Annotated in this window: 16 protein-coding genes; all 16 read left to right on the top strand. The window is 52.0% G+C overall.

The genetic code is table 11. The features are described from left to right. Positions 1-64: 64 nt before the first annotated feature. The 16 genes from P157_RS14770 to dnaB all read left to right on the top strand — a co-directional run bounded on the left by P157_RS14770 (position 65) and on the right by dnaB (position 19,102). Entirely contained in the window at positions 65-2,263 is a 2,199-nt protein-coding gene (locus P157_RS14770; RefSeq protein ID WP_026759647.1) for a SpoIIE family protein phosphatase, read from the top strand. Positions 2,264-2,348: 85 nt separating this feature from the next. After that, a complete protein-coding gene (locus P157_RS0102630) occupies positions 2,349-2,516 on the top strand; it encodes a hypothetical protein (RefSeq protein ID WP_026759648.1) in 168 nt (55 codons plus the stop codon). Positions 2,517-2,591: 75 nt separating this feature from the next. Next, positions 2,592-2,867, top strand: a complete 276-nt coding sequence (locus P157_RS0102635) for a hypothetical protein (protein ID WP_026759649.1) — start codon at positions 2,592-2,594, stop codon at positions 2,865-2,867. Between the two features lie 26 nt (positions 2,868-2,893). Further along, positions 2,894-3,562 carry a hypothetical protein gene (locus P157_RS0102640; protein WP_026759650.1) on the top strand — a complete coding sequence of 223 codons (669 nt, stop codon included), beginning with the start codon at positions 2,894-2,896 and terminating at the stop codon, positions 3,560-3,562. Positions 3,563-3,632: 70 nt separating this feature from the next. Then, a complete protein-coding gene (locus P157_RS0102645; RefSeq protein WP_026759651.1) occupies positions 3,633-4,292 on the top strand; it encodes a D-sedoheptulose-7-phosphate isomerase in 660 nt (219 codons plus the stop codon). Between the two features lie 338 nt (positions 4,293-4,630). Then, a complete protein-coding gene (locus P157_RS0102650) occupies positions 4,631-6,139 on the top strand; it encodes a phosphoglucomutase (RefSeq protein ID WP_026759652.1) in 1,509 nt (502 codons plus the stop codon). Next, positions 6,139-6,816 carry a FadR/GntR family transcriptional regulator gene (locus P157_RS0102655; RefSeq protein ID WP_026759653.1) on the top strand — a complete coding sequence of 226 codons (678 nt, stop codon included), beginning with the start codon at positions 6,139-6,141 and terminating at the stop codon, positions 6,814-6,816. Before P157_RS0102650 ends, P157_RS0102655 begins: the two co-directional genes overlap by 1 nt. Positions 6,817-6,975: 159 nt before the next feature. After that, positions 6,976-7,593, top strand: a complete 618-nt coding sequence (locus P157_RS0102660) for a LutC/YkgG family protein (protein ID WP_026759654.1) — start codon at positions 6,976-6,978, stop codon at positions 7,591-7,593. A 2-nt stretch (positions 7,594-7,595) separates the two neighbouring features. Next, positions 7,596-9,776, top strand: coding sequence for an L-lactate dehydrogenase (quinone) large subunit LdhH (gene ldhH, locus P157_RS0102665; RefSeq protein WP_026759655.1), 2,181 nt, complete (start codon positions 7,596-7,598; stop codon positions 9,774-9,776). A gap of 192 nt (positions 9,777-9,968) precedes the next feature. Beyond that, positions 9,969-11,687, top strand: coding sequence for a M48 family metallopeptidase (locus P157_RS0102670; protein WP_026759656.1), 1,719 nt, complete (start codon positions 9,969-9,971; stop codon positions 11,685-11,687). 8 nt (positions 11,688-11,695) lie between these two features. Then, a complete protein-coding gene (locus P157_RS0102675; RefSeq protein WP_026759657.1) occupies positions 11,696-12,214 on the top strand; it encodes a hypothetical protein in 519 nt (172 codons plus the stop codon). Between the two features lie 167 nt (positions 12,215-12,381). After that, positions 12,382-13,344, top strand: a complete 963-nt coding sequence (locus P157_RS0102680; protein WP_026759658.1) for a YybS family protein — start codon at positions 12,382-12,384, stop codon at positions 13,342-13,344. 10 nt (positions 13,345-13,354) lie between these two features. Then, positions 13,355-15,364, top strand: a complete 2,010-nt coding sequence (locus tag P157_RS0102685) for a DHH family phosphoesterase (protein WP_026759659.1) — start codon at positions 13,355-13,357, stop codon at positions 15,362-15,364. Then, a complete protein-coding gene (gene rplI / locus P157_RS0102690) occupies positions 15,336-15,779 on the top strand; it encodes a 50S ribosomal protein L9 (protein ID WP_026759660.1) in 444 nt (147 codons plus the stop codon). The genes P157_RS0102685 and rplI overlap by 29 nt, the downstream gene beginning before the upstream one ends. A gap of 1 nt (position 15,780) precedes the next feature. Then, complete coding sequence (gene lonC / locus P157_RS0102695) at positions 15,781-17,769, top strand: Lon family ATP-dependent protease (protein ID WP_026759661.1); 1,989 nt, start codon at positions 15,781-15,783, stop codon at positions 17,767-17,769. Between the two features lie 4 nt (positions 17,770-17,773). After that, the gene (dnaB, locus tag P157_RS0102700; protein ID WP_177241780.1) at positions 17,774-19,102 is read left to right on the top strand and encodes a replicative DNA helicase; all 1,329 of its coding nucleotides are present in this window, start codon (positions 17,774-17,776) and stop codon (positions 19,100-19,102) included. The last annotated feature ends 197 nt before the right edge of the window (positions 19,103-19,299 follow it).

A 19,299-nucleotide genomic window follows, 5' to 3' on the forward strand; every position in this document is an offset into this window, starting at 1 on the left:
GGGTAAATATTGTAAAATATAAGGAAACTAAGAAATTTTTAATGAAAGAGGGCGGCTGGAATACATGGTGAAGTTATCGATTCGTGGGCGGGTATTGCTGCTGCTGCTGGCCAGTGTATTGATTACGCTGATGGCAGTGGGCGGTCTGGCTTTTTATGCCCTTAACACCACCAAAATCACCATGTTGGCGCAAAGTGAGGCAGTAGGCCAGTTTCTGGCTGAATCCATGGGGAGAAAGGCTGCCAGTGACGCCAAGAATGATTTGCAGGAGATGACCCGCGTAAAGGCTCAGCATCTTAGCCGGGAACTGATGATGGTGAAGAAGGATGTGGCCTATATGGCTGATTCCCTGCAGCTCATCCTGACATCTCCTGCCCAGTATCGTCCCCGAAAATTGCCGGATACCCAGCAGGAGCCGGATATTTTATCGGAAACGGTGTATATTCATTACAGTCCGGAGCTACAGTCCCGCGGGATAGATGGGAATTTGCATCGACAAATTGCCTTGGCGGGAAATTTTGCTGATGTGCTGGAGCCTCTGAGTAAATACTATCGTGGGTATCGCACGTCTCTTTATGCCGGTTCCCGTGATGGCTATTTTATCTGTTTGGATATTGTCCCTAGTGAGCAGGGAAGGGCCAGCATTTATCCATCGCCGGAGGTGCGGCAGGATTTCATTCAGACCTATGACCATCGGGAAAGGTTTTGGTATAAACTGGGGAAACAGACGGACACGCCAGCTTTTTCCGATATTTACCGCGGTGCGGAAGGTAAGCTGGATGTGACCTGCGCCATGCCCTATTATGATGGGAATGGTTTTGCCGGCGTGGTGGGCATCAGCTACAGTGTCGATGACCTGTACCGAACCTTCCTGGCAGATGCGATAAAACAGGACGGCATCAGTTTTGTTATGGACAGTCATGGACGGGTGGTTTTTTCCTCCGAGGAAGAAGGCGTTCTGGCAGCCCGGCTGGATGGTACGGATATCCGCCAGTTGTCGGAATCTGAGCCGGATATGGCGGCAGCAGCCCAACGGATGGTGGCTGGGGGAAATGATGTCATGTCCGTAATCATGAACGGCAAAAAGTATTATTTGGCATTTGCTCCGCTGGAGGGGGCGAACTGGAGTTTTGGCACGATGATTGAAGCCCAGACGGTTATGACACCCGTGGAGCGGGTGAAAGATGCCGTTCTGGAGAAGATGACAGAACTGCAGACCACCGGGCAGAGCACCATTAACAAGTTTATCTGTCGGTCTGCAATATTGTTGATTCCCATATTGCTCCTGCTGATATACAGCAGCGGTCTTATGGCTGGCCGCCTGACCCGGCCAATCCGGCAATTGGAGGGCGGCGTCCGGGAAATTGCGGCAGGGAATTTTGACAAGAAACTGCATATTTCCACCGGGGATGAGATTGAAAAACTGGCGGTAAGTGTCAATTCCATGTCGGAGGACTTGAAGCTCTATACGGAAAATCTGGCACAGGTGGCAGCGGAGAAGGAACGCAGCCGCACAGAGCTGGAAGTGGCAGCGCAGATTCAGCAGGATATGCTGCCGGGCACCCGCCAGCCTTTCCCCGAACGGCAGGAGTTTTCCATTTATGCACTGATGGAACCGGCCAAGGACGTGGGGGGCGATTTCTACGATTTCTATATCGTACAGGACAACTATCTGGTGGTCACCATTGCCGATGTTTCAGGCAAGGGGGTCCCTGCAGCCTTGTTTATGGCGAAATGTCAGTCGGTATTGAAGAGCTGCATTATGGGCGCAAAGAGTCCGGAAAATCTGGGGGCTATTTTGGAAAAGGCCAATCGGGAGCTTTGCCAGAATAATGAAGCCGCCATGTTCGTTACCGTGCTGGTGGGGGTATTGGACCTGCGCAATGGTCATTTTACGTATGCGCATTGCGGCCACTGCCCGCCGTTGCTGCAGCATGAAGGCTGTTATGAGTTTTTGCCACTGCCCAAGAGTTATGTGCTGGGGCTTTGGGAAAGACCTTATACACAGAAAAGTATGGAGTTATCCCCAGGGGATATGATTTTCCTGTATACCGATGGGGTATCGGAAGCCATGGATGTGGATGGCAATCTCTTTACGGAACCGCGGATTCGGGATACGTTGAACAATCTGTCTGCAGAACGGCAGCCGGAAAAACTCCTGCCGCAAATGTTGGCGGCTATACGGCAGTATGCAGGTGGAGAAGATCAGTCTGACGATATCACTATGGTGGGGCTGCGTTATGACGGGCAGCCAGTCAAATAAGGAAAGGCAGCGCGGGTTAGGCGCTGCCTTAGTTGTAGAAACGGGCTGATTTTGTTATACTTATAGCCGTTGGAGGATAAGATTTATGGATGACAAAACGGCGGCTATGGCGCGGCTGCAGGCCAGCATCGATGCGATTAACAAGCGTCTGGCCATTGATTCTAATGATTTGGATTATGAGACGCATTTGCGTCAAAAGCGGCAGCTGCAGCAGATTTTAGACCGCATGAAGGAAAAAATGTCCCAAAAGTGAGATTATCATGTTATTTTCAGCATATCCTGCTAGAATAATAAACATCAAAAAGTCAAAGATGAAAGGATGAACACTATGTCGCAGCGTATGACCATGGACGAAGTCTTGAAAGAGTATGGTGTGCCCCAGATTAAACTGGATATTCATGCTACCCGCAGTGAGCTTTTGAAGCTCCGGGAAAAGCTGATGGCCATTCGTGACCTGTCAAATGGCACGGAGCAGGGCTATCTCGACCTCGATTGCAAACTCTACATTGATGTGGACGATATCGACCGCTATCTGTCCGGCGAGCTGGACACGGTGGGGGAAATCTATGCGTTCCCCGAAGATATTAAATCCTATAAAGAATAATGGACAGAGTCAAAAGGAGATTTGACATGAAGATGAAGAAAATTCTCGCGTCCCTGATGGTGGGAGCAATGGTAATGACGACAGTTCCTGTGGTAAATATGAGCTATACGGCTACGGCCTATGCCGCCAAAGGCGGGGCAAAACTTGGCGGCGGTGCCAAGAGTGCACCAAAGGCTGCAGCTCCTAAGGCAGCTGCGCCTAAGAGCAATGCCGATACCCATAAGTCCGTATCCGGCAGCGGCGATACCTATAAGCCGTCCAAGGATGCCAAGAGTCTCGATAAGAATGCTCCGGCGGCGGGCAGTAAGAGTAACGCAAATGCCAATACGGCCGCCAATACCCAGAGCGGCAGCCGTTGGGGCAATGCCCTGCGTACCGTAGGCCTGCTGGCTGGTGGTATGCTGCTTGGTTCCATGCTGGGCAATCTCTTTGGCAGCTCGATGCTGGGGGATATCTTTGGCGTTATTGCCAATGTGGTGATGTTCCTGGCTGTGTTTATGCTGATTCGCTGGGCTTGGAATAAGTTCCGCAATCGCGGCAAGGAAAATGTATACGCATCGCAGATGAATAACTACAATCGTCCGAACGAGCCGATTGATATTACGCCGCGCAACAACCAGCCGATACAGGACATTCGTGGCCCGCAGGCTGGCTATGATGCCCGCAGCACGGCGAATAAATATAGGAACAAGTAACGATATACAGCCTTCCACTTTGGGAAAGGTGCCCCTTAGGGGCGGATGAGGTTTATAAGGAGTATCTATTTTGGTTAAAGAATCTACATTGAAATGTGTCGAGGATTTGATTGCTCGCTATCCGCAGATGGCGGAGTGCCGGGCTGATTTGCAGGCGGCGGTGGAGGCAATCTGCGAGAGCTACCGCGGCGGGCATAAGCTGATTGCCTGCGGCAATGGCGGCAGTGCTTCGGATAGTGAACATATCGTAGGCGAATTGATGAAAGGTTTCCTGCTCAAGCGGGAAATCAAGGGCGAACTGGCCGAGAAAATCCGTGCAAACTGCGGCGAAGATGCGCAGTATCTCATTGACAATTTGCAGGGAGCTCTGCCTGCGCTGTCCATGGTCAATCAGGTGGCGCTCAACACGGCCTTTGCCAATGACCAGGCGCCGGATTTATCCTTTGCCCAACAGCTTTTGGGCATGGGGGATGAAGGGGATGTATTGCTTGCTATCTCTACTTCTGGCAATAGCACCAACGTAATTTATGCGTTGGAAATGGCTAAGGTCAAGGGTGTGAAATCCATCGGCCTGCTGGGACATAGCGGCGGCAAAATCAAAGCCCGCGGCCTTGCGGATATCAATATCTGTGTGCCTGAGGATGAAACCTTCAAGATTCAGGAATTGCATTTGCCGGTATACCATATGCTGTGCATTGCGGTGGAAAATGAATTTTTCGGCGATTGCTGACGAATTGATTTTTTTAGCAAAATGTGATAAGATAAAACACAAGAAAGGCTACCGGTGACGGTCAGCCCTACAGTTAAACGAACAATGAAGAATTGCCGCCTGCTGATTGGGAGTCGTTAGGCGGCTTTTCTTATGCCTTTATGGTGATTACAAGCGCAAGAACTAAAATCAGTATCAGATAAAAATCATATCTACTCATTGTTCAGCGCCCCTTCCCAGGGCCATCGATTAACCGCCACCGTTCGGTAGCCGTTTAGTAGTATATCACAGCAGCAGGAAATCGTCCATATCATGGCGAATCTATATATTATATGACAACAACAGGGGAGGCATTATCTATGATTATTCCAGAAAAGAATCTGATGAAGCTGGCTAACGGCAGTGATGTGCGTGGTGTAGCCATTGAAGGCGTGGCAGACGAGCCTGTGACCTTGAGTACTGACGCAGCGAATGTCATTGCTAGCGGGTTCCTTGATTTTCTGGCTGACAAGACCGGCAAGAAGAAAAAAGACCTGCGCATTGCTGTCGGCCATGATTCCCGCCTGTCGGCTGGCGACCTCAAAAAGGCAGTCTTGAACGCTCTGACGGCGGCAGGAGTGGTAGCAGTGGATTGCGGCCTGGCTTCTACGCCGGCTATGTTTATGTCCATCGTTTTCCCGGAAACTAAGATGGACGGCTCCATTATGATTACGGCAAGTCACCTGCCCTACAACCGCAATGGCCTCAAGTTCTTCACGAAGGACGGCGGCGTGGAACATGATGATGTTATCGCCATCCTCAAAAATGCCTCCCGCAACCCTGTGGTCGAAGGGGACTTGGCTAAGGTTCAGAAATACGATTTGATTGAACGCTATGGTCATCACCTGCGCAAGAAAATCCGTCAGGCTCTGGGCGGGGAGAATGAACCCTTGAAAGGTATGCACATTGTGGTGGATGCCGGCAATGGTGCAGGCGGCTTCTTTGCTACGCAGGTCTTGAGCCGTTTGGGTGCCAATACTTCCGGCAGCGTCTTTTTGGAACCGGATGGGCACTTCCCCAATCACATCCCCAACCCCGAAAATAAGCAGGCTATGGCAGCCATCAAAAAAGCAGTGCTGGACAGCCGTGCAGATTTGGGCTTGATTTTCGATACGGACGTTGACCGCATGAGTGCCGTGCTGAAAAACGGTAAAGAAATCAGCCGCAATGCCCTGATTGCCATGATGGCAGCAATTCTGGCTCCGGATTATCCCGGCAGCACCATTATCACTGACTCTGTAACCAGTGATGAACTGACGGTGTTCCTGGAGAAGGAACTGGGGCTCAAGCATCTCCGCTATATGCGCGGCTACAAGAATGTCATTGACGAGTGCATCCGCCAGAATAAGGCTGGCACGGTTTCCCCGCTGGCCATTGAGACTTCCGGCCATGGTGCCCTGTCGGAAAACTACTACCTGGACGACGGCGCTTACCTGGCAGTAAAACTGTTGATTGCCGCTGCCAAAGCCCGGGCCAAGGGCAAGAAGCTCTCTGACCTGGTAGCCAAACTGGGCGAGCCGGTGGAAGGCCGTGAGTTCCGTCTCAAAATCAAGGGCGAAGAGGATTTCCGTGGCTACGGCAATGACGTGCTGCAGAAGTTTGAGGAACGCGCCCAGGCCGCTGGCATCAAGATTGCCAAACCCTCCTATGAAGGGGTGCGTCTGGTATTCCCCGATGGCTGGGCCCTTCTCAGAATGTCCCTCCATGACCCCAATATGCCGCTGAACGTGGAAAGCCGCAAGGCTGGCGGCGTTGTGGTTATTGCAGATAAAGTAAAGGAGTTGCTCGCGGGCTTTACCAGCCTCGATATGAGCGTGTTTGAAAAATAATGGCAAAAGCAACATTAGCCGAAGATACGGCCCAGTCCATAATCCAGTACATTTTGGATAATCATTTGAAACCCGGGGACAAATTGCCCACAGAACCGGTTTTCATGGAGAAGCTGGGCGTGGGCAGAGGAACCCTGCGGGAAGGAATAAAGCTTCTGGCAGCCAGAAATATTCTGGACATCCGTCAGGGGGCTGGTTCCTATGTGTCCCATCAGCGGGGCATTCCCGATGACCCGTTGGGGCTGACCTTTATCGAAGAGGACAGCGAGCTCATTGTCGATATGCTGGATGTGCGTCTGCTGTTCGAACCGCATGTGGCCAGACTGGCTGCGGCGCGAGCCGGCGAAGAAGAGAAAGCTGAGATAATGGCGCAGGCGGAAGAAGTGGAACGCTGCATTGAGGCCGGTGAGTCCTATGTGGCTGCTGACGCCCGCTTCCATCGCTTGATTGCCGAAGCCAGCGGCAATAAGGTTTTTGGTAATCTGACTTACATCCTCAATACTTCCATTGCGCAGAATATCGCCATCACCAAGGATGCTCAGCGGGACAGCAACACCATCCGCTATCACCGCAAAATCGCGCAGGCAATCATGGATAAGCAGCCTGATGATGCGGCCAGCTACATGAATATGCATTTGCAGCTGCTGCGGGAATTCGTCAGAGAAAAGATGAGTTAAATAGGGAGAGATTCACAGAAAACACAGTCTGTGAATCTCTTTTTTTATGTATTACATGAATGAAAAGTTGACATTTTCAGAAAATAAAGTTATACTATTCATATGATGAATTTATAGGTATTATAGGAGAGTGGTTTTATCTAAAAAGGGGGAGCCTTTATGGAAAAAGTATGTGCAGATTGGCCGGCAAAAGCATTTGATGAGCAGCTGGTCAGTGGTAAATACTGGGACGAATTCGCCGAAAACACAAAAGCGGCGGCTACGGAGCTAGTTCATGCCGGCACCTGGCAGGAAGCGGAGCAGTTGCTGCAGGAATTGGTGGATGACATGGAAGCTAAGGAGATTTTGGCTGTTGGCGGCGAGGAAAATCCACGTTTAGGTATGATGTATAAACATTTGGAAGGTCATGGCCGAGTGGTTTATACGGATAAGTTTGCGATAGCCGAGCATGCACCGCAGGCGGATTTGGGCATTTCCACGGCAGAATTCGGCGTAGGGGAGAGTGGCAGCGTCTGTGTGGATACAGCCTCCTACGAGTCCCGCGTTACCGGCATGCTTCCCCCGACACATATTGTTTTTCTGCAGGCTGACCACATGGTCAAGAATATCGACACGGCTTTTCGCGTGATTTCCAAGGTGTACAAGAAGGGCTATATGGGTTTTATCACCGGCCCGAGCCGTACCGCCGACATTGAACGCGTATTGAGTCTCGGGGTTCACGGCCCCGGCCGCTTTATCGTAATTGCCGTTGATGAACCAGCACAAGGGAGGGCTTGACCATGGCCGTAAAGGAAAAACGCAATATCCGCAAGGAAATCCATACGAAACTTGATGATAATGTCATGCAGGGGGCATTGGCCAAGTTTACCTCTGAGTATCCGCTGGCCCGTCTCAAAGCCTATGCCAATGTGGACAGCATTGACGATTTGCGGGACGATTTGCGCACCATGAAGCGCTGGGCCGTTGACCACATCGATGCGCTGGCTGATGAATTCCAACATTCCGTAGAGGAGCGGGGCGGCAAGGTGTTCCGGGCTGCCACTGGTGATGATGTGAAGAAGATTCTCCTGCAGATTTGTGAGGAAAACGGCGTACAACGCATCGTTAAATCCAAGTCCATGGCCACGGAAGAAATCAAACTTAACGGCGCTTTGGAAGAAGCTGGCCTGCATGTAAGAGAAACAGATTTGGGCGAGTGGATGCTCTCGGTAGCTGGCCAGAAGCCTTCGCATATGGTTATGCCGGCGATTCATCTCAACAAGGAACAGTGCGCTGGTTTCTTTGAACAGGAATTGCACGAGGAAGTGCCCAGCGATATTTCCTATATGATTCATACGGCTCGCCGTGTTCTGCGGGAAGAATTCCTGAATGCAGATTTGGGTATCACGGGCGCGAACTTCGGCATTGCAGAAAATGGCGCGATTGGCCTTGTGACCAATGAGGGGAATGCTCGCCTGGTTACGACCACGCCGAAGATTCACGTGGTGCTTATCGGTTATGAAAAACTGATTCCAAAAATCAAAGATGCTGCCAAAATCCTGCGCCTGCTGCCCCGCAACGGCACCTGCCAGCGCATGACCAGCTATATGACTATGGTTTCCGGGCCGACCCCCATCATCTACAAGAAGGACGGGAAATGGGTGGAGGAAAACCGCAAACAGTATGTAATTCTTCTGGATAACGGCCGTCTGGCTGCGGCCAAAGACCCCAAGATGAAACAGGTTTATCAGTGCGTGCGCTGTGCTTCCTGCCTCAATGTCTGCCCTATCTGGCGCATGGTTGGCGGCCATGTCTATGGCCATATCTATTCCGGTGGAATTGGCGCTATCCTGACGGGCCTGTTGGGCAATATGGAGGCTTTCTCCAAGTTCAGTGACCTTTGCATTGGCTGCCGTCAGTGCACCACCATCTGCCCGGGTGAAATTCCCATTCCTGACCTCATTGACGAACTGCGGGCCCGCTATGTGAAGAAATACGGCCTTTCCATGCCGGAAAAAACCGCCTTCCAACATATACTTACACATCGCAAGGTATTCCATTCGCTTCTGCGCATTGGTTCCGTGGCGCAGAAACCGGTGCAGTCCGGCAAGTTTATCCGCCATCTGCCGCTGTTCTTCTCCGGAATGACCGATGGCAGAAGCCTGCCTGCTATTGCCGCCAAGCCTTTGCGTGACCGCACGGAGGATTTGTGCAAGCACAATCCGAAGAATCCCGTTATGACGGCGGCCTTCTTCAGCGGCTGCAATATGGACTTTGTATTCCCCGATACCGGCGAATCTGTGGTAAAGGTATTGCAGGATTTGAATATTGCTGTTAGCTATCCGCAGGAACAGACCTGCTGCGGCAAGCCGGTCTTGGGTATGGGCGACCGGGAGACGGGCAAGGTCATTGCCAAGCAGAATATTGAAGCCTTGGAAGCCACGGGAGCCGATGTGATTATCAGCGCCTGCCCCACCTGCGCCGAAACTCTGGAGCGCACCTACAAGGAACTCTTTAAGGATGACCCCGAGTGGCGGGATAGAGCCGCAGCCTTGGCCGGAAAAGTGCGGGAGTTCACCAGCTTTGTGGCTGAGCAGTATAAGGCGCAGGGGCGTACACTTCCCAAGAACGAAAGAGGCAGCCGTATCACCTACCACGATTCCTGCCATATGCGCCGCGGCTTAGGCGTTTGGGAACAGCCCCGGGAACTCATCAAAATGACCGGCGCGGACTTCGTGGAGATGAAAGACAGCGACCGTTGCTGCGGCATGGCTGGTGCCTTCGGTGTCAAGTACAGTGAAATCTCCAAGCCTATCCTCCATGATAAACTGGAGAATATCGCAAACACTGGAGCCGATACTGTAGCCGTAGCTTGCCCGGCCTGCATGATGCAGATAGGCGGCGGCCTCAACCAGCAAAATCCGCGGGTTAAGGTAAAACATGTGGCCGATATTCTGGCGGAGTGTATTGCGGAACGGTAAAAAAATAAAAGGGTTGCGAAATGTAACTCTTACAGCGAAAAAATTCCGATGATATAAAAATGTCATCGGGATTTTTTCGCTGTAATTATTGCAAATTTATTAGAGGAAGATTATAATTCCCTTAGAAAATATCTGCTAAAGCACAGGTGTTTTTGAAAGCGTGTTTTTCGGCTTTTATTTTTAGGAGGAAGTATGATTCAGGGAAAGAAAATCAGACAGAAAAAATGGCAGAAGAAAGTTGCGGCAGCCTTGCTGGCAGCAGGGATGTTCAGCTTCTTGCCGGCTGGTCTGCCGACGGCGCAGGCTTTTGGCTGGGGGAATGTGGTCGGCAGTATAATCGGTGCCTCGATACAGGCAGATGCGCTGCGCTCGAATTTTCTTAGCGCTGGTGATAACCCAACGGTACAGAATGCCCATCATGATTTAGCGACGCGTCATGCCACGGCCAACCGTCCGGTTGATGCACGGGCTGTGAAGATGACGGATGAAATTATGAAGCAGATGATTGAACGTGGCGATTATGTGCTGCGCAACAATTCCCTGCCGTTTCGTTGGCAGGTTGTGCCCAACAACACGTTTAACGCCTCCTGTTATTTTTCCAATTTTATCATCGTCCATGATGGTTTCGTAGAAAAATGCGGCTATAACCGGGATATGGTTGCCGCTGTGTTAGGCCATGAAATGACGCATGGCTTCAATCAGCATATTGCCAATAGCGCCGCAAAAAGCACTTGGGCGAATGCGCTCTCCGGCATGGCCAACAGTGCCCTGAGTGCATCGAACTTCGGTGTAGGCGTGGGGCTTACGGGACTGTCGGATGCGACCCTCCGCTTTCTGACGGTGAAAAACATCAATGTCGCCGATGAAAAAGATGCCGACCGCAATGGCTTCTATGTCATGGCCTCGGCTGGTTTCAACCCGGGCGGTGCGGCAGCAGCTATGGCACGCATGAGCTATTATACGGAACACCGCAGCCAGGTGGCAGATTTCTTCAATCCCAGCGATCATCCGGATACACGCAAGCGCCTGAAGGACATGGCTGAACTGCTGCACAAATATGGTATCGGCCATACGGAAGTCAAGAATGTCAACGATGTATACTTTGACAAGGAATTGTTGCTGACTGCTGAACCGGAAGGGCTGCAGGATGCTGAGGAAATGGCTTATCTGATTTCCGGCGGCATTGCCAAGGGCTTCCATGATAACCGCTTCTATGCTTCGTGGAATTTTAAGACCAATGCAGATGGCACTGTGGATTTCCTCAACAATGACCCCGCCTATCAGCCGCTCAAGAATGCACTGAAGGTTGAAAAAGGTCTGGGGCAGCGCTTCCAGGCATTAGTAGAACGTGCCTATAACAATGATGTAAAGAATAATGCACGCGAAGAATATTTGCAGGACGAAATGGATCGCAAACAGCGGAACCGTGAACTGCGTCAGGAGCAGGCTGCCCGCAAGCATGATTCCAACGATAAGGCCATAAACGGTCAGACGTATCTGAAAATGGGCCTGACCAATTTGGCCGAGCAGGAATTTAAGCGTTCCTCCAAGCTGGATAATACCAATCCGTCTGCAAAGAGCGGTATGGCAACGGTGCTGGGTAAGCAGGGGAAATTTGACGAGGCCTTAAAGATGGCAAATGAAGCCATTGCGATGAATCCGGAACTAGGTTCCAGCTACGTTGCCCGGGCAATTATCTACAAGGATATGGGCAAGTTGGACAGTGCCTTAAATGATTGCAATACGGCTTTGCAGTCGCCGCAATCCAATACTTATGCCTACAAGCTGGCCGGTGATATATTCCATCTGCAGGGTGCTGAAGACAGTGCACTGATGGAATATCAGGCTTACCATGATTCCAGACCGGCAGCCAAAGATATTCCAGCAGCTTATGCGGCACGCCTGAACTGAGGCCATTTATGATGAAAAAAATTCTTTGCTTGTTTTTAGCAGGGGTGCTGATATCCCTGCCGCTGTCCATGTTGCAACCGTCCTTTGTCATGGCAAATCAGAAGGTTTTTCGCAAGGTGACGCCGGCCGATAATCAGCGGGCGCTGCAGCTGTTAGAACAGGCCAACAGCCTGCGGAGCAGCAAAGAATATGAAGAAGCAATCCCACTTTACACCAAGGCCATTCACATCAATGAGAGGTTGGGTGGTTATGCGGGCAGAGCTTATTGCCGATTCATGCTCCACGACTATGAGCAGGCCGAACGGGATGCCAACACTTCCATCCATAATCGCAGTGCCAGAGATTTACTTCTCCCTGGCATGATGGGTATGGCTGAATACGTGCGCGGCATCTGCCGTTACCGGCAGGGTAAATATGCCGAAGCTGAAAAAGACCTGCGCATAGCAGCCAACAGCCGCTATGGTACAGACGAGGTTAAACAGCTGTATCAGACTTGTAAAGAAAAAGCTGCGGCGGTGCAGAAATAACGATACCTCAAAACGCTCTCAGTCATTGGCTGAGGGCGTTTTTGTGAGCATTAAACAATATATAATGCTATATACTAGTACGTCGTTGAGGGATTTAGTACCTGCCCTCAAGACATGCCTATCCTTTTCTGCTATAATGAAATGTGATTTTCAGAAAGGATGACAACATGAATCAACATAGAATGACACCGTTGACGGAGAGCGGGCTCTTGACGGCACTCAGTGTGGTGCTGGCGTTAATGGCGGTTTACCTGCCCTTTATCGGCTTTTTACTGGTTCTGTTCTGGCCGCTTCCTCTGATTGTTCTGGTGGTGCGTCATGGACTGCGCTGGGGGCTGATGGCGGCAGTAGCGGCGGGTGTATTGATGGGACTGCTTTTGGAACCGTTACTGTCCCTGCGGCTGATGATTGCGTATGCTCCGGCTGGACTGCTTCTTGGCTGGGCCTTTGCCAAAGGCTTGTCCGGTGTGAAGGCTTTTCTGCTGACGATTGCAGCAGCGATTGCCGGGCAGGCAGCGTCTGTTGGACTGCTGCTTCTGGTTACGGATGTGAATCCGCTGACCATGCAGGTGGATCTTTTGCAATCTTCCTTTGACACATCTTTGCAGCTCTACGAAGGGATGGGCATGAGTGAGGATACTCTGGCCAAGACCCGGGCGGAAATTGAGCAGGGGTTGCAGATGCTGACGTATCTTTTCCCTCTGGTATTTATTATTATAGGGCTGTTGTATGGCGGCGTGGCCTATGTGACGGGTGGAAAAATCCTGAAACGGCTGGGCCATAATGTGCCGCAGTTCCCGCCTGTACACGAGTGGCGTTTGCCGCAGGCGTTCCTGTATCTCTTTGGCTTTGCGCTGGTGGGGCTCTACTGGGGCGGCACCAGGCAGATTATGTGGCTCTATCAGATTTCCCTGAATGCCAATGCATTGGCTATTATGGCCGGACTTTTGCAGGGGCTGGTGCTGATGCACTGCCTGTTCCGTCATTTCAGGGTGAGTCTTTTTTTGAGGATTGTCTTTTATGTGTTTATTGTGATGAATCCCTTTTTGGCCCAGGTGGTGGCCATGACGGGGCTTATCGATATGATTTTTGACTACCGGCAGCGTTTTTCTGCCCGCAATCAGAAATGAGGTGCGCTAAATGCCACGAAATCTTTCGGCGTGGATAGATTTATCGATACATTTGCTTATCATGCTGGTGCTTATCGGCGTGCTATCCTATTACAATTTTTACATTGCCGCCATTGCCGGTGTGGTATGGCTGGCGCTGGCTTCTTTCGCACGGGAACGGTGCGCGGACAGGTCCAGGCGCTTCGAGCGGTATTGCCGCAATGTAGTGCGCAATATCAATGAAATGCTCAATTATGCGGTGGATGAGCTGCCTCAGGCCATTATGATTGTCAATGAGGAAGGGCGCCTGCAGTGGTGCAATGACCGCATTACCGCATACTTAGGGGAAAAGCCCGAACAGGATACGGATGTGAAGGACATCTGGCCGGGCATCATCATTGCGCCGGTCTGGGGGCAGGAAGGCGAATACGTCTTTGCCCATGAGGACAGGTATTACCATGTGTTCTATCATCCGGTGAAGATGGCTCCGCGTCAGGAACCGCTGATGACCCTTTACATTCAGGATGTGACCAGCCACGAACAGCTCAAGAGTACCTATCAGCAGAGTCGTACGGTATTGGTTTACATTCAGATTGATAACTATGACGAGGTCATGCAGGGGCAGACGGAAGCTGAGCGCACATCGCTGCTTTTGGCCGTCAATCAGACCATTGATAAATGGATGAAGAATCTCGGCGGCTTTATGCGCCGTGTCAGCGAGGACTTGTATGTGGTGATTCTGACCCGTGAGGGGCTGGATCAGGCCATGAACGAGAAGTTCGATGTGCTGGATAAGGCGCGTCAGCTGCAGAGTACCAACCGTTTGCCGGTAACCCTGTCCATGGGTGTAGCTGTGGCGGAAAATCAGACCATGGCCGAGCTTGGGGCACAGGCGCAGGCCGGTTTGGATTTGGCTTTGGGCCGCGGCGGCGACCAGGTGGCCGTGCAGATGAACGGCAAGACCCAGTTCTTTGGCGGCCGGGCTAAGGCCGTGGAGAAGCATACCCGTGTCAAGGCGCGGGTGGTGGCTCATGCCATTCGGGAAATCATGGAAGGCGCCGACGAAATCTACATTATGGGGCACCATAATGAGGACTTTGACTGCTTCGGCGCAGCTATGGGCGTGGCCAAGATGGCCCGCCAGCTGGAAAAGCCTTATCATATCGTGCTGTCGGATATGAACGATGGTATTGACAAATTCCATGATTTGCTTAAAGATAAAGAGGAATACGCAGGCGTTTTCGTTCACGCCGAGGATATTAAGGGCAGCACCGCTCTTAACCCGGTGCTCATCGTGGTGGATACCCATATTCCCCATCTGGTGGCTGACCCCACTTTGCTGGAGCGGGTTCATCAGGTGGTGGTTATCGACCATCATCGCCGCAGCGAGAACTTCATCAAGAGCCCGCTGCTGGTTTACATCGAGCCAGGAGCCAGCTCCACGAGTGAGCTGATAACGGAGCTTCTGATGTACTTTGGCGAGGATATCCGGCTGGGACGAATGGATGCCACCGCCCTTTATTCCGGCATTGTGGTGGATACCAAGAATTTTGCGGTACAGACTGGCGTGCGAACCTTTGATGCGGCGGCCTTCCTGCGGCGCAGTGGGGCTGACCCGGTCATGGTGCGCCATCTCTTCCGCTCCGATTTTGATACTACGGTGGCTTTGGCTAAGACCAAGGCGCGGGCGGAACTCTTCCCCGGCGGGCTCATTGTGTCCACCATTTCCGAGCGTATCCCCAACATTCAGGTTATCGCAGCGCAGGCGGCGGACAGCTTGCTGCGCATTGAAAATGTGCGCATGAGCATCCTCATCTTCCAGTTGACGGAGGACACCGTCGGCCTCAGTGCCCGCTCCACTGGTGAACTCAACGTGCAGGTCATCATGGAAGCCTTCGGCGGCGGCGGCCATCAGAATGTGGCCGGAGCGCAGGTGAAGGACGGCGACATTGAGGTAATCAAGGCCAAGGTTGTTGAGATAAGCGAAAAATATATCGAGGAGAATGATAAAGATGAAAGTGATTCTGCAGCAGGACGTTAAAAAATTAGGCAAGAAAGGCGAAATCGTGGAAGTATCGGAAGGCTACGGCCGCAACTTCCTCCTGCCCCGCAAGGCAGCCGTGCTCGCCAATGCTGAGAATATGAATGTGGCCAAGGCACAGGCCGGTTCCAAGGCCCGCAAGGAAGCCATGGCTACGGATGAAGCAAAACTGATGGCAGCCCAGCTCGAAAAGGTTTCTGTGACCATCCCGGTGAAAATCGGCGAAAACGGCAAGCTGTTCGGCTCTGTTACGGGCAAGGATGTAGCCGATGCTTTGAAAAAGGAAAAGATTGATATTGACCGCCGGAAAATCACCATCAAGGGTGATGTAACGGGCGTTGGTGAATACGAAGCCGTCATCAAGGTGCATCCTTCGATTACCAGCACCATCAAGGTCAATGTAGTGGCAGGTTGATATGAAATTTCTGGATTATATTCGCAATCTATTTACGAAAAAACAGGAGCAGGCATTGCCTGCTCCTGCTTCACGCAGTGCTACCCCGCTGGACCGGCAGATTGAGGCCCTTTACGCCATTTTGGTAGACGTTATGGGCACGGAAAAACTGGTGATTCAGGCCGGGAAGATGAAGGCACTGGACCTCATGCGCTCCGCAGACCCCTGTGAACGGGTACTGGCCCTGCAGCGCATCTTAGGGGAAGACCCGCTGATTAATCCTGCGCCCAAGCCAGAACAGGTGCCCGCCATTATGGATGCCCTGTCCGAGCGGGTGGCGGACATTGTGGCCCGCCGCAATGTGGAAGACAGCATTGAGAAGAAGGTCAATGAAAAACTCGAAAAAGATCACGCCGATTATGTGAACGATATCCGCCAACAGGTCATAAAGGACGAAAAAGGCGGCAATGAAAGTCCGCAGGACAAGGAAAAGCGGGAGAAACTGGAAAAGCTGGAAACGATTAAGCTGACCCAGTCCATTATGGAACTTCTGCGCCCGCAGGATTTCTCGGAAATTGTCGGTCAGGAGCGGGCGGTTAAGTCGCTGATGGCTAAACTCAGCTCCCCTTATCCCCAGCATCTGCTGCTTTACGGCCCTCCCGGCGTGGGCAAGACTACAGCAGCACGATTGGTGCTGGAAGCGGCTAAGAAAAAGGCCGTATCACCTTTCGGCGAGGAAGCGCCCTTTGTGGAGACGGACGGCACAACCTTGCGTTGGGACCCGCGGGATATTACGAATCCTTTGTTGGGTTCCGTTCATGACCCCATCTATCAAGGCGCGCAGAAGACGCTGGCGGACAGCGGCATTCCCGAACCGAAGCCGGGCCTTGTTACAGACGCCCACGGCGGCATCTTGTTTATCGATGAAATCGGTGAAATGGATGAAATGCTGCAGAACAAACTGCTAAAGGTGCTTGAAGACAAGCGGGCCTATTTCGAGTCGGCTTACTATGACCCCACAGATAAGAAGGTGCCGCCCTATATCAAGAAGCTCTTTGAGGAAGGGGCACCGGCAGATTTTGTGCTGATTGGCGCCACCACCCGGGATGCAGGCCATATCAATCCGGCGCTGCGCTCCCGCTGTGCGGAAATCTACTTCGAACCGCTGACGCCGAAGCACATTCAGCAGATTGTGCGCAATGCGGCAGAAAAGCTCAAGGTTACGGTCAGTGATGAAGTGACGGCCTTAATCAGCGAGTACACCATCGAGGGCCGCAAGGCCATCAACATCCTGGCTGACGCTTACAGTCTGGCCTTGGAACGCCGCGGCGTTGGGGACGAGTTCAAGGTGGAGGATTTGGGCACGGAAAATGGCCCGCAGGTAGAAATCACCAAGGCGGACATCTACGAGGTGACTCAGGTCAGCCGTTTGACACCATACGTCACCAAGAAGGCTTCGGATAATGCCCTCCAGGGCCATATCTTCGGCCTGGGGGTAGCAGGCTTCTTAGGCTCGGCCATCGAGATTGAAGCAGTGGCTTTTCCGGCCAAGGAAAAGGGCAAGGGCACGGTGCGCTTCAATGAAACCGCCGGTTCCATGGCCAAGGATTCCGTGTTCAATGCAGCTTCGGTGATGCGTCAGCTCACCGGCAAGGATTTGCATGATTATGATGTGCATATCAATGTGATTGGTGGCGGCAATATTGACGGCCCCAGCGCAGGTACGGCAATACTGGCGGTTATCACCAGTGCCGTAACCGGCCGCAAAATCCGTCAGGATGTGGCGGTAACCGGCGAAATTTCTTTGGCAGGCCGGGTGCGCCCGGTTGGCGGCGTCTTTGAAAAGGCTTATGGGGCCAAACAGGCGGGAATTAAAACCCTGGTAATCCCCAAGGAAAACAGCAAGGATATTCCGCAGGAGCATTTGGGACTGGACATTCATCCTGTGGATACTGCGGAAGAAGCCTTTAAGTATATCTTTGCGCCGGAAATGGAGAAGGAAGAGGAGTAAGAAAATGGCATTGCCAGAACGTGTACCACCCCAGAACATTGAAGCCGAACAGGCGGTTTTGGGGGCCATGCTCATAAAGAAAGAAGCCATCATTGAGGTGCAGGAAATCCTGCGCCCGGATGACTTTTACCGGGAAACCCACCGCATTATCTACGAGGCCATGGTGCGTCTGCAGAATAATGATGAAGCGGTGGATTTGGTAACCTTGACGGAGGAACTGCGGAAAACCGATATGCTCGACAAGGTGGGCGGCCTTGGCTTTATCACCCAGCTGGCCAATATCGTGGCCACGGCGGCCAATGTCAGCTACCACGCTAAAATCGTCAAGGAAAAGGCAGAGCTCAGAAACCTTATCAACGTGGCCACGGAAATTGCGGGCAAGGCTTATGAGGACAGCGATGAAGTCGAAAACATCATGGACGAGGCGGAGAAGAAGATTCTCGCCGTGGCCAGCCGCCAGGGGGGCGGGGCTTTTGAGTCCATGAAGAATATCGTCATGCGCACCTTTGAGCGCATCAATGTGCTCTATGAATCCAAGGGCGGGCTTACGGGCCTGAGTTCCGGGTTTAAGGATTTGGACAAGTTGACGGCGGGGCTGCAGAAGTCGGACCTCATCTTAGTGGCGGCTCGTCCTTCCATGGGTAAGACGGCCTTCACGCTGAATATTGCGAGCTATGTTGGTCTGCATGGCGGTAATGTGGCGTTTTTCTCGCTCGAAATGAGCAAGGAGCAGCTCATGCAGCGTATGCTCTGCTCCGAAGGCGGCATCGATGCGTCAAGACTCCGCACCGGCCAGCTCGACGAGGTGGAATGGAATAAGCTCGTCGGCGTGGCCGACCGTATGAGCCGGGCGCCTATCTATATTGATGATACGGCAGGCATCACGGTTATGGAATTGCGCTCTAAGGCGCGGCGCCTCAAGGCGGAGCATGGCCTTGACCTCATCATCATCGACTATCTGCAGCTGATGCAGGGGCGGGCCAGCAAGAACAGCGACAACCGCCAGCAGGAAATCTCCGAGATTTCCCGCTCGCTCAAAGCCCTGGCGCGTGAACTCGATGTGCCGGTTATCGCGCTCTCCCAGCTCTCCCGTTCTGTGGAAAGCCGACAGATTAAAAAGCCGATGCTTTCCGACTTGCGTGAATCCGGGTCGTTGGAGCAGGATGCGGATATTGTTATGTTCCTCTATCGCGAAGATTACTACGATAAGGATACGGAGAACAAGAACATCACCGAAATCATCGTGGCGAAACATCGTAACGGCCCGGTCGATAGCGTGCAGTTGTTCTTCCAGAAGGAATATACCAAGTTCCGGGATTTACTTGTACAGTAGAAGATTGTTTAGTTCGAGACTGGCGGGGTGGATGGTGGTTGTTCACGCTGCGCTAAGACATCTGGCTAAAAATCATTTTTGCCTTTTATAAAACTCAAAGCACTTAAACTCACTGCGTTCAGACAAAAGTGCTTTGAGTTTTTTTGTATGTGGGCAAAAATTATTTTCTTTACGCCAACTGTCAAACGCTGCGCTTA

This window comes from Selenomonas ruminantium AC2024, assembly GCF_000687995.1.
GTDB lineage: Bacteria > Bacillota > Negativicutes > Selenomonadales > Selenomonadaceae > Selenomonas_A > Selenomonas_A ruminantium_B.

Excerpts from the sequence above, each read along its gene's own strand:
- P157_RS14770 (WP_026759647.1), top strand. The coding sequence starts at position 65 with ATGGTGAAGTTATCGATTCGTGGGCGGGTATTGCTGCTGCTGCTGGCC.
- P157_RS0102630 (WP_026759648.1), top strand. The coding sequence starts at position 2,349 with ATGGATGACAAAACGGCGGCTATGGCGCGGCTGCAGGCCAGCATCGAT.
- P157_RS0102635 (WP_026759649.1), top strand. The coding sequence starts at position 2,592 with ATGTCGCAGCGTATGACCATGGACGAAGTCTTGAAAGAGTATGGTGTG.
- P157_RS0102640 (WP_026759650.1), top strand. The coding sequence starts at position 2,894 with ATGAAGATGAAGAAAATTCTCGCGTCCCTGATGGTGGGAGCAATGGTA.
- P157_RS0102650 (WP_026759652.1), top strand. The coding sequence starts at position 4,631 with ATGATTATTCCAGAAAAGAATCTGATGAAGCTGGCTAACGGCAGTGAT.
- P157_RS0102655 (WP_026759653.1), top strand. The coding sequence starts at position 6,139 with ATGGCAAAAGCAACATTAGCCGAAGATACGGCCCAGTCCATAATCCAG.
- P157_RS0102660 (WP_026759654.1), top strand. The coding sequence starts at position 6,976 with ATGGAAAAAGTATGTGCAGATTGGCCGGCAAAAGCATTTGATGAGCAG.
- ldhH (WP_026759655.1), top strand. The coding sequence starts at position 7,596 with ATGGCCGTAAAGGAAAAACGCAATATCCGCAAGGAAATCCATACGAAA.
- P157_RS0102670 (WP_026759656.1), top strand. The coding sequence starts at position 9,969 with ATGATTCAGGGAAAGAAAATCAGACAGAAAAAATGGCAGAAGAAAGTT.
- P157_RS0102675 (WP_026759657.1), top strand. The coding sequence starts at position 11,696 with ATGATGAAAAAAATTCTTTGCTTGTTTTTAGCAGGGGTGCTGATATCC.
- P157_RS0102680 (WP_026759658.1), top strand. The coding sequence starts at position 12,382 with ATGAATCAACATAGAATGACACCGTTGACGGAGAGCGGGCTCTTGACG.
- P157_RS0102685 (WP_026759659.1), top strand. The coding sequence starts at position 13,355 with ATGCCACGAAATCTTTCGGCGTGGATAGATTTATCGATACATTTGCTT.
- rplI (WP_026759660.1), top strand. The coding sequence starts at position 15,336 with ATGAAAGTGATTCTGCAGCAGGACGTTAAAAAATTAGGCAAGAAAGGC.
- lonC (WP_026759661.1), top strand. The coding sequence starts at position 15,781 with ATGAAATTTCTGGATTATATTCGCAATCTATTTACGAAAAAACAGGAG.
- dnaB (WP_177241780.1), top strand. The coding sequence starts at position 17,774 with ATGGCATTGCCAGAACGTGTACCACCCCAGAACATTGAAGCCGAACAG.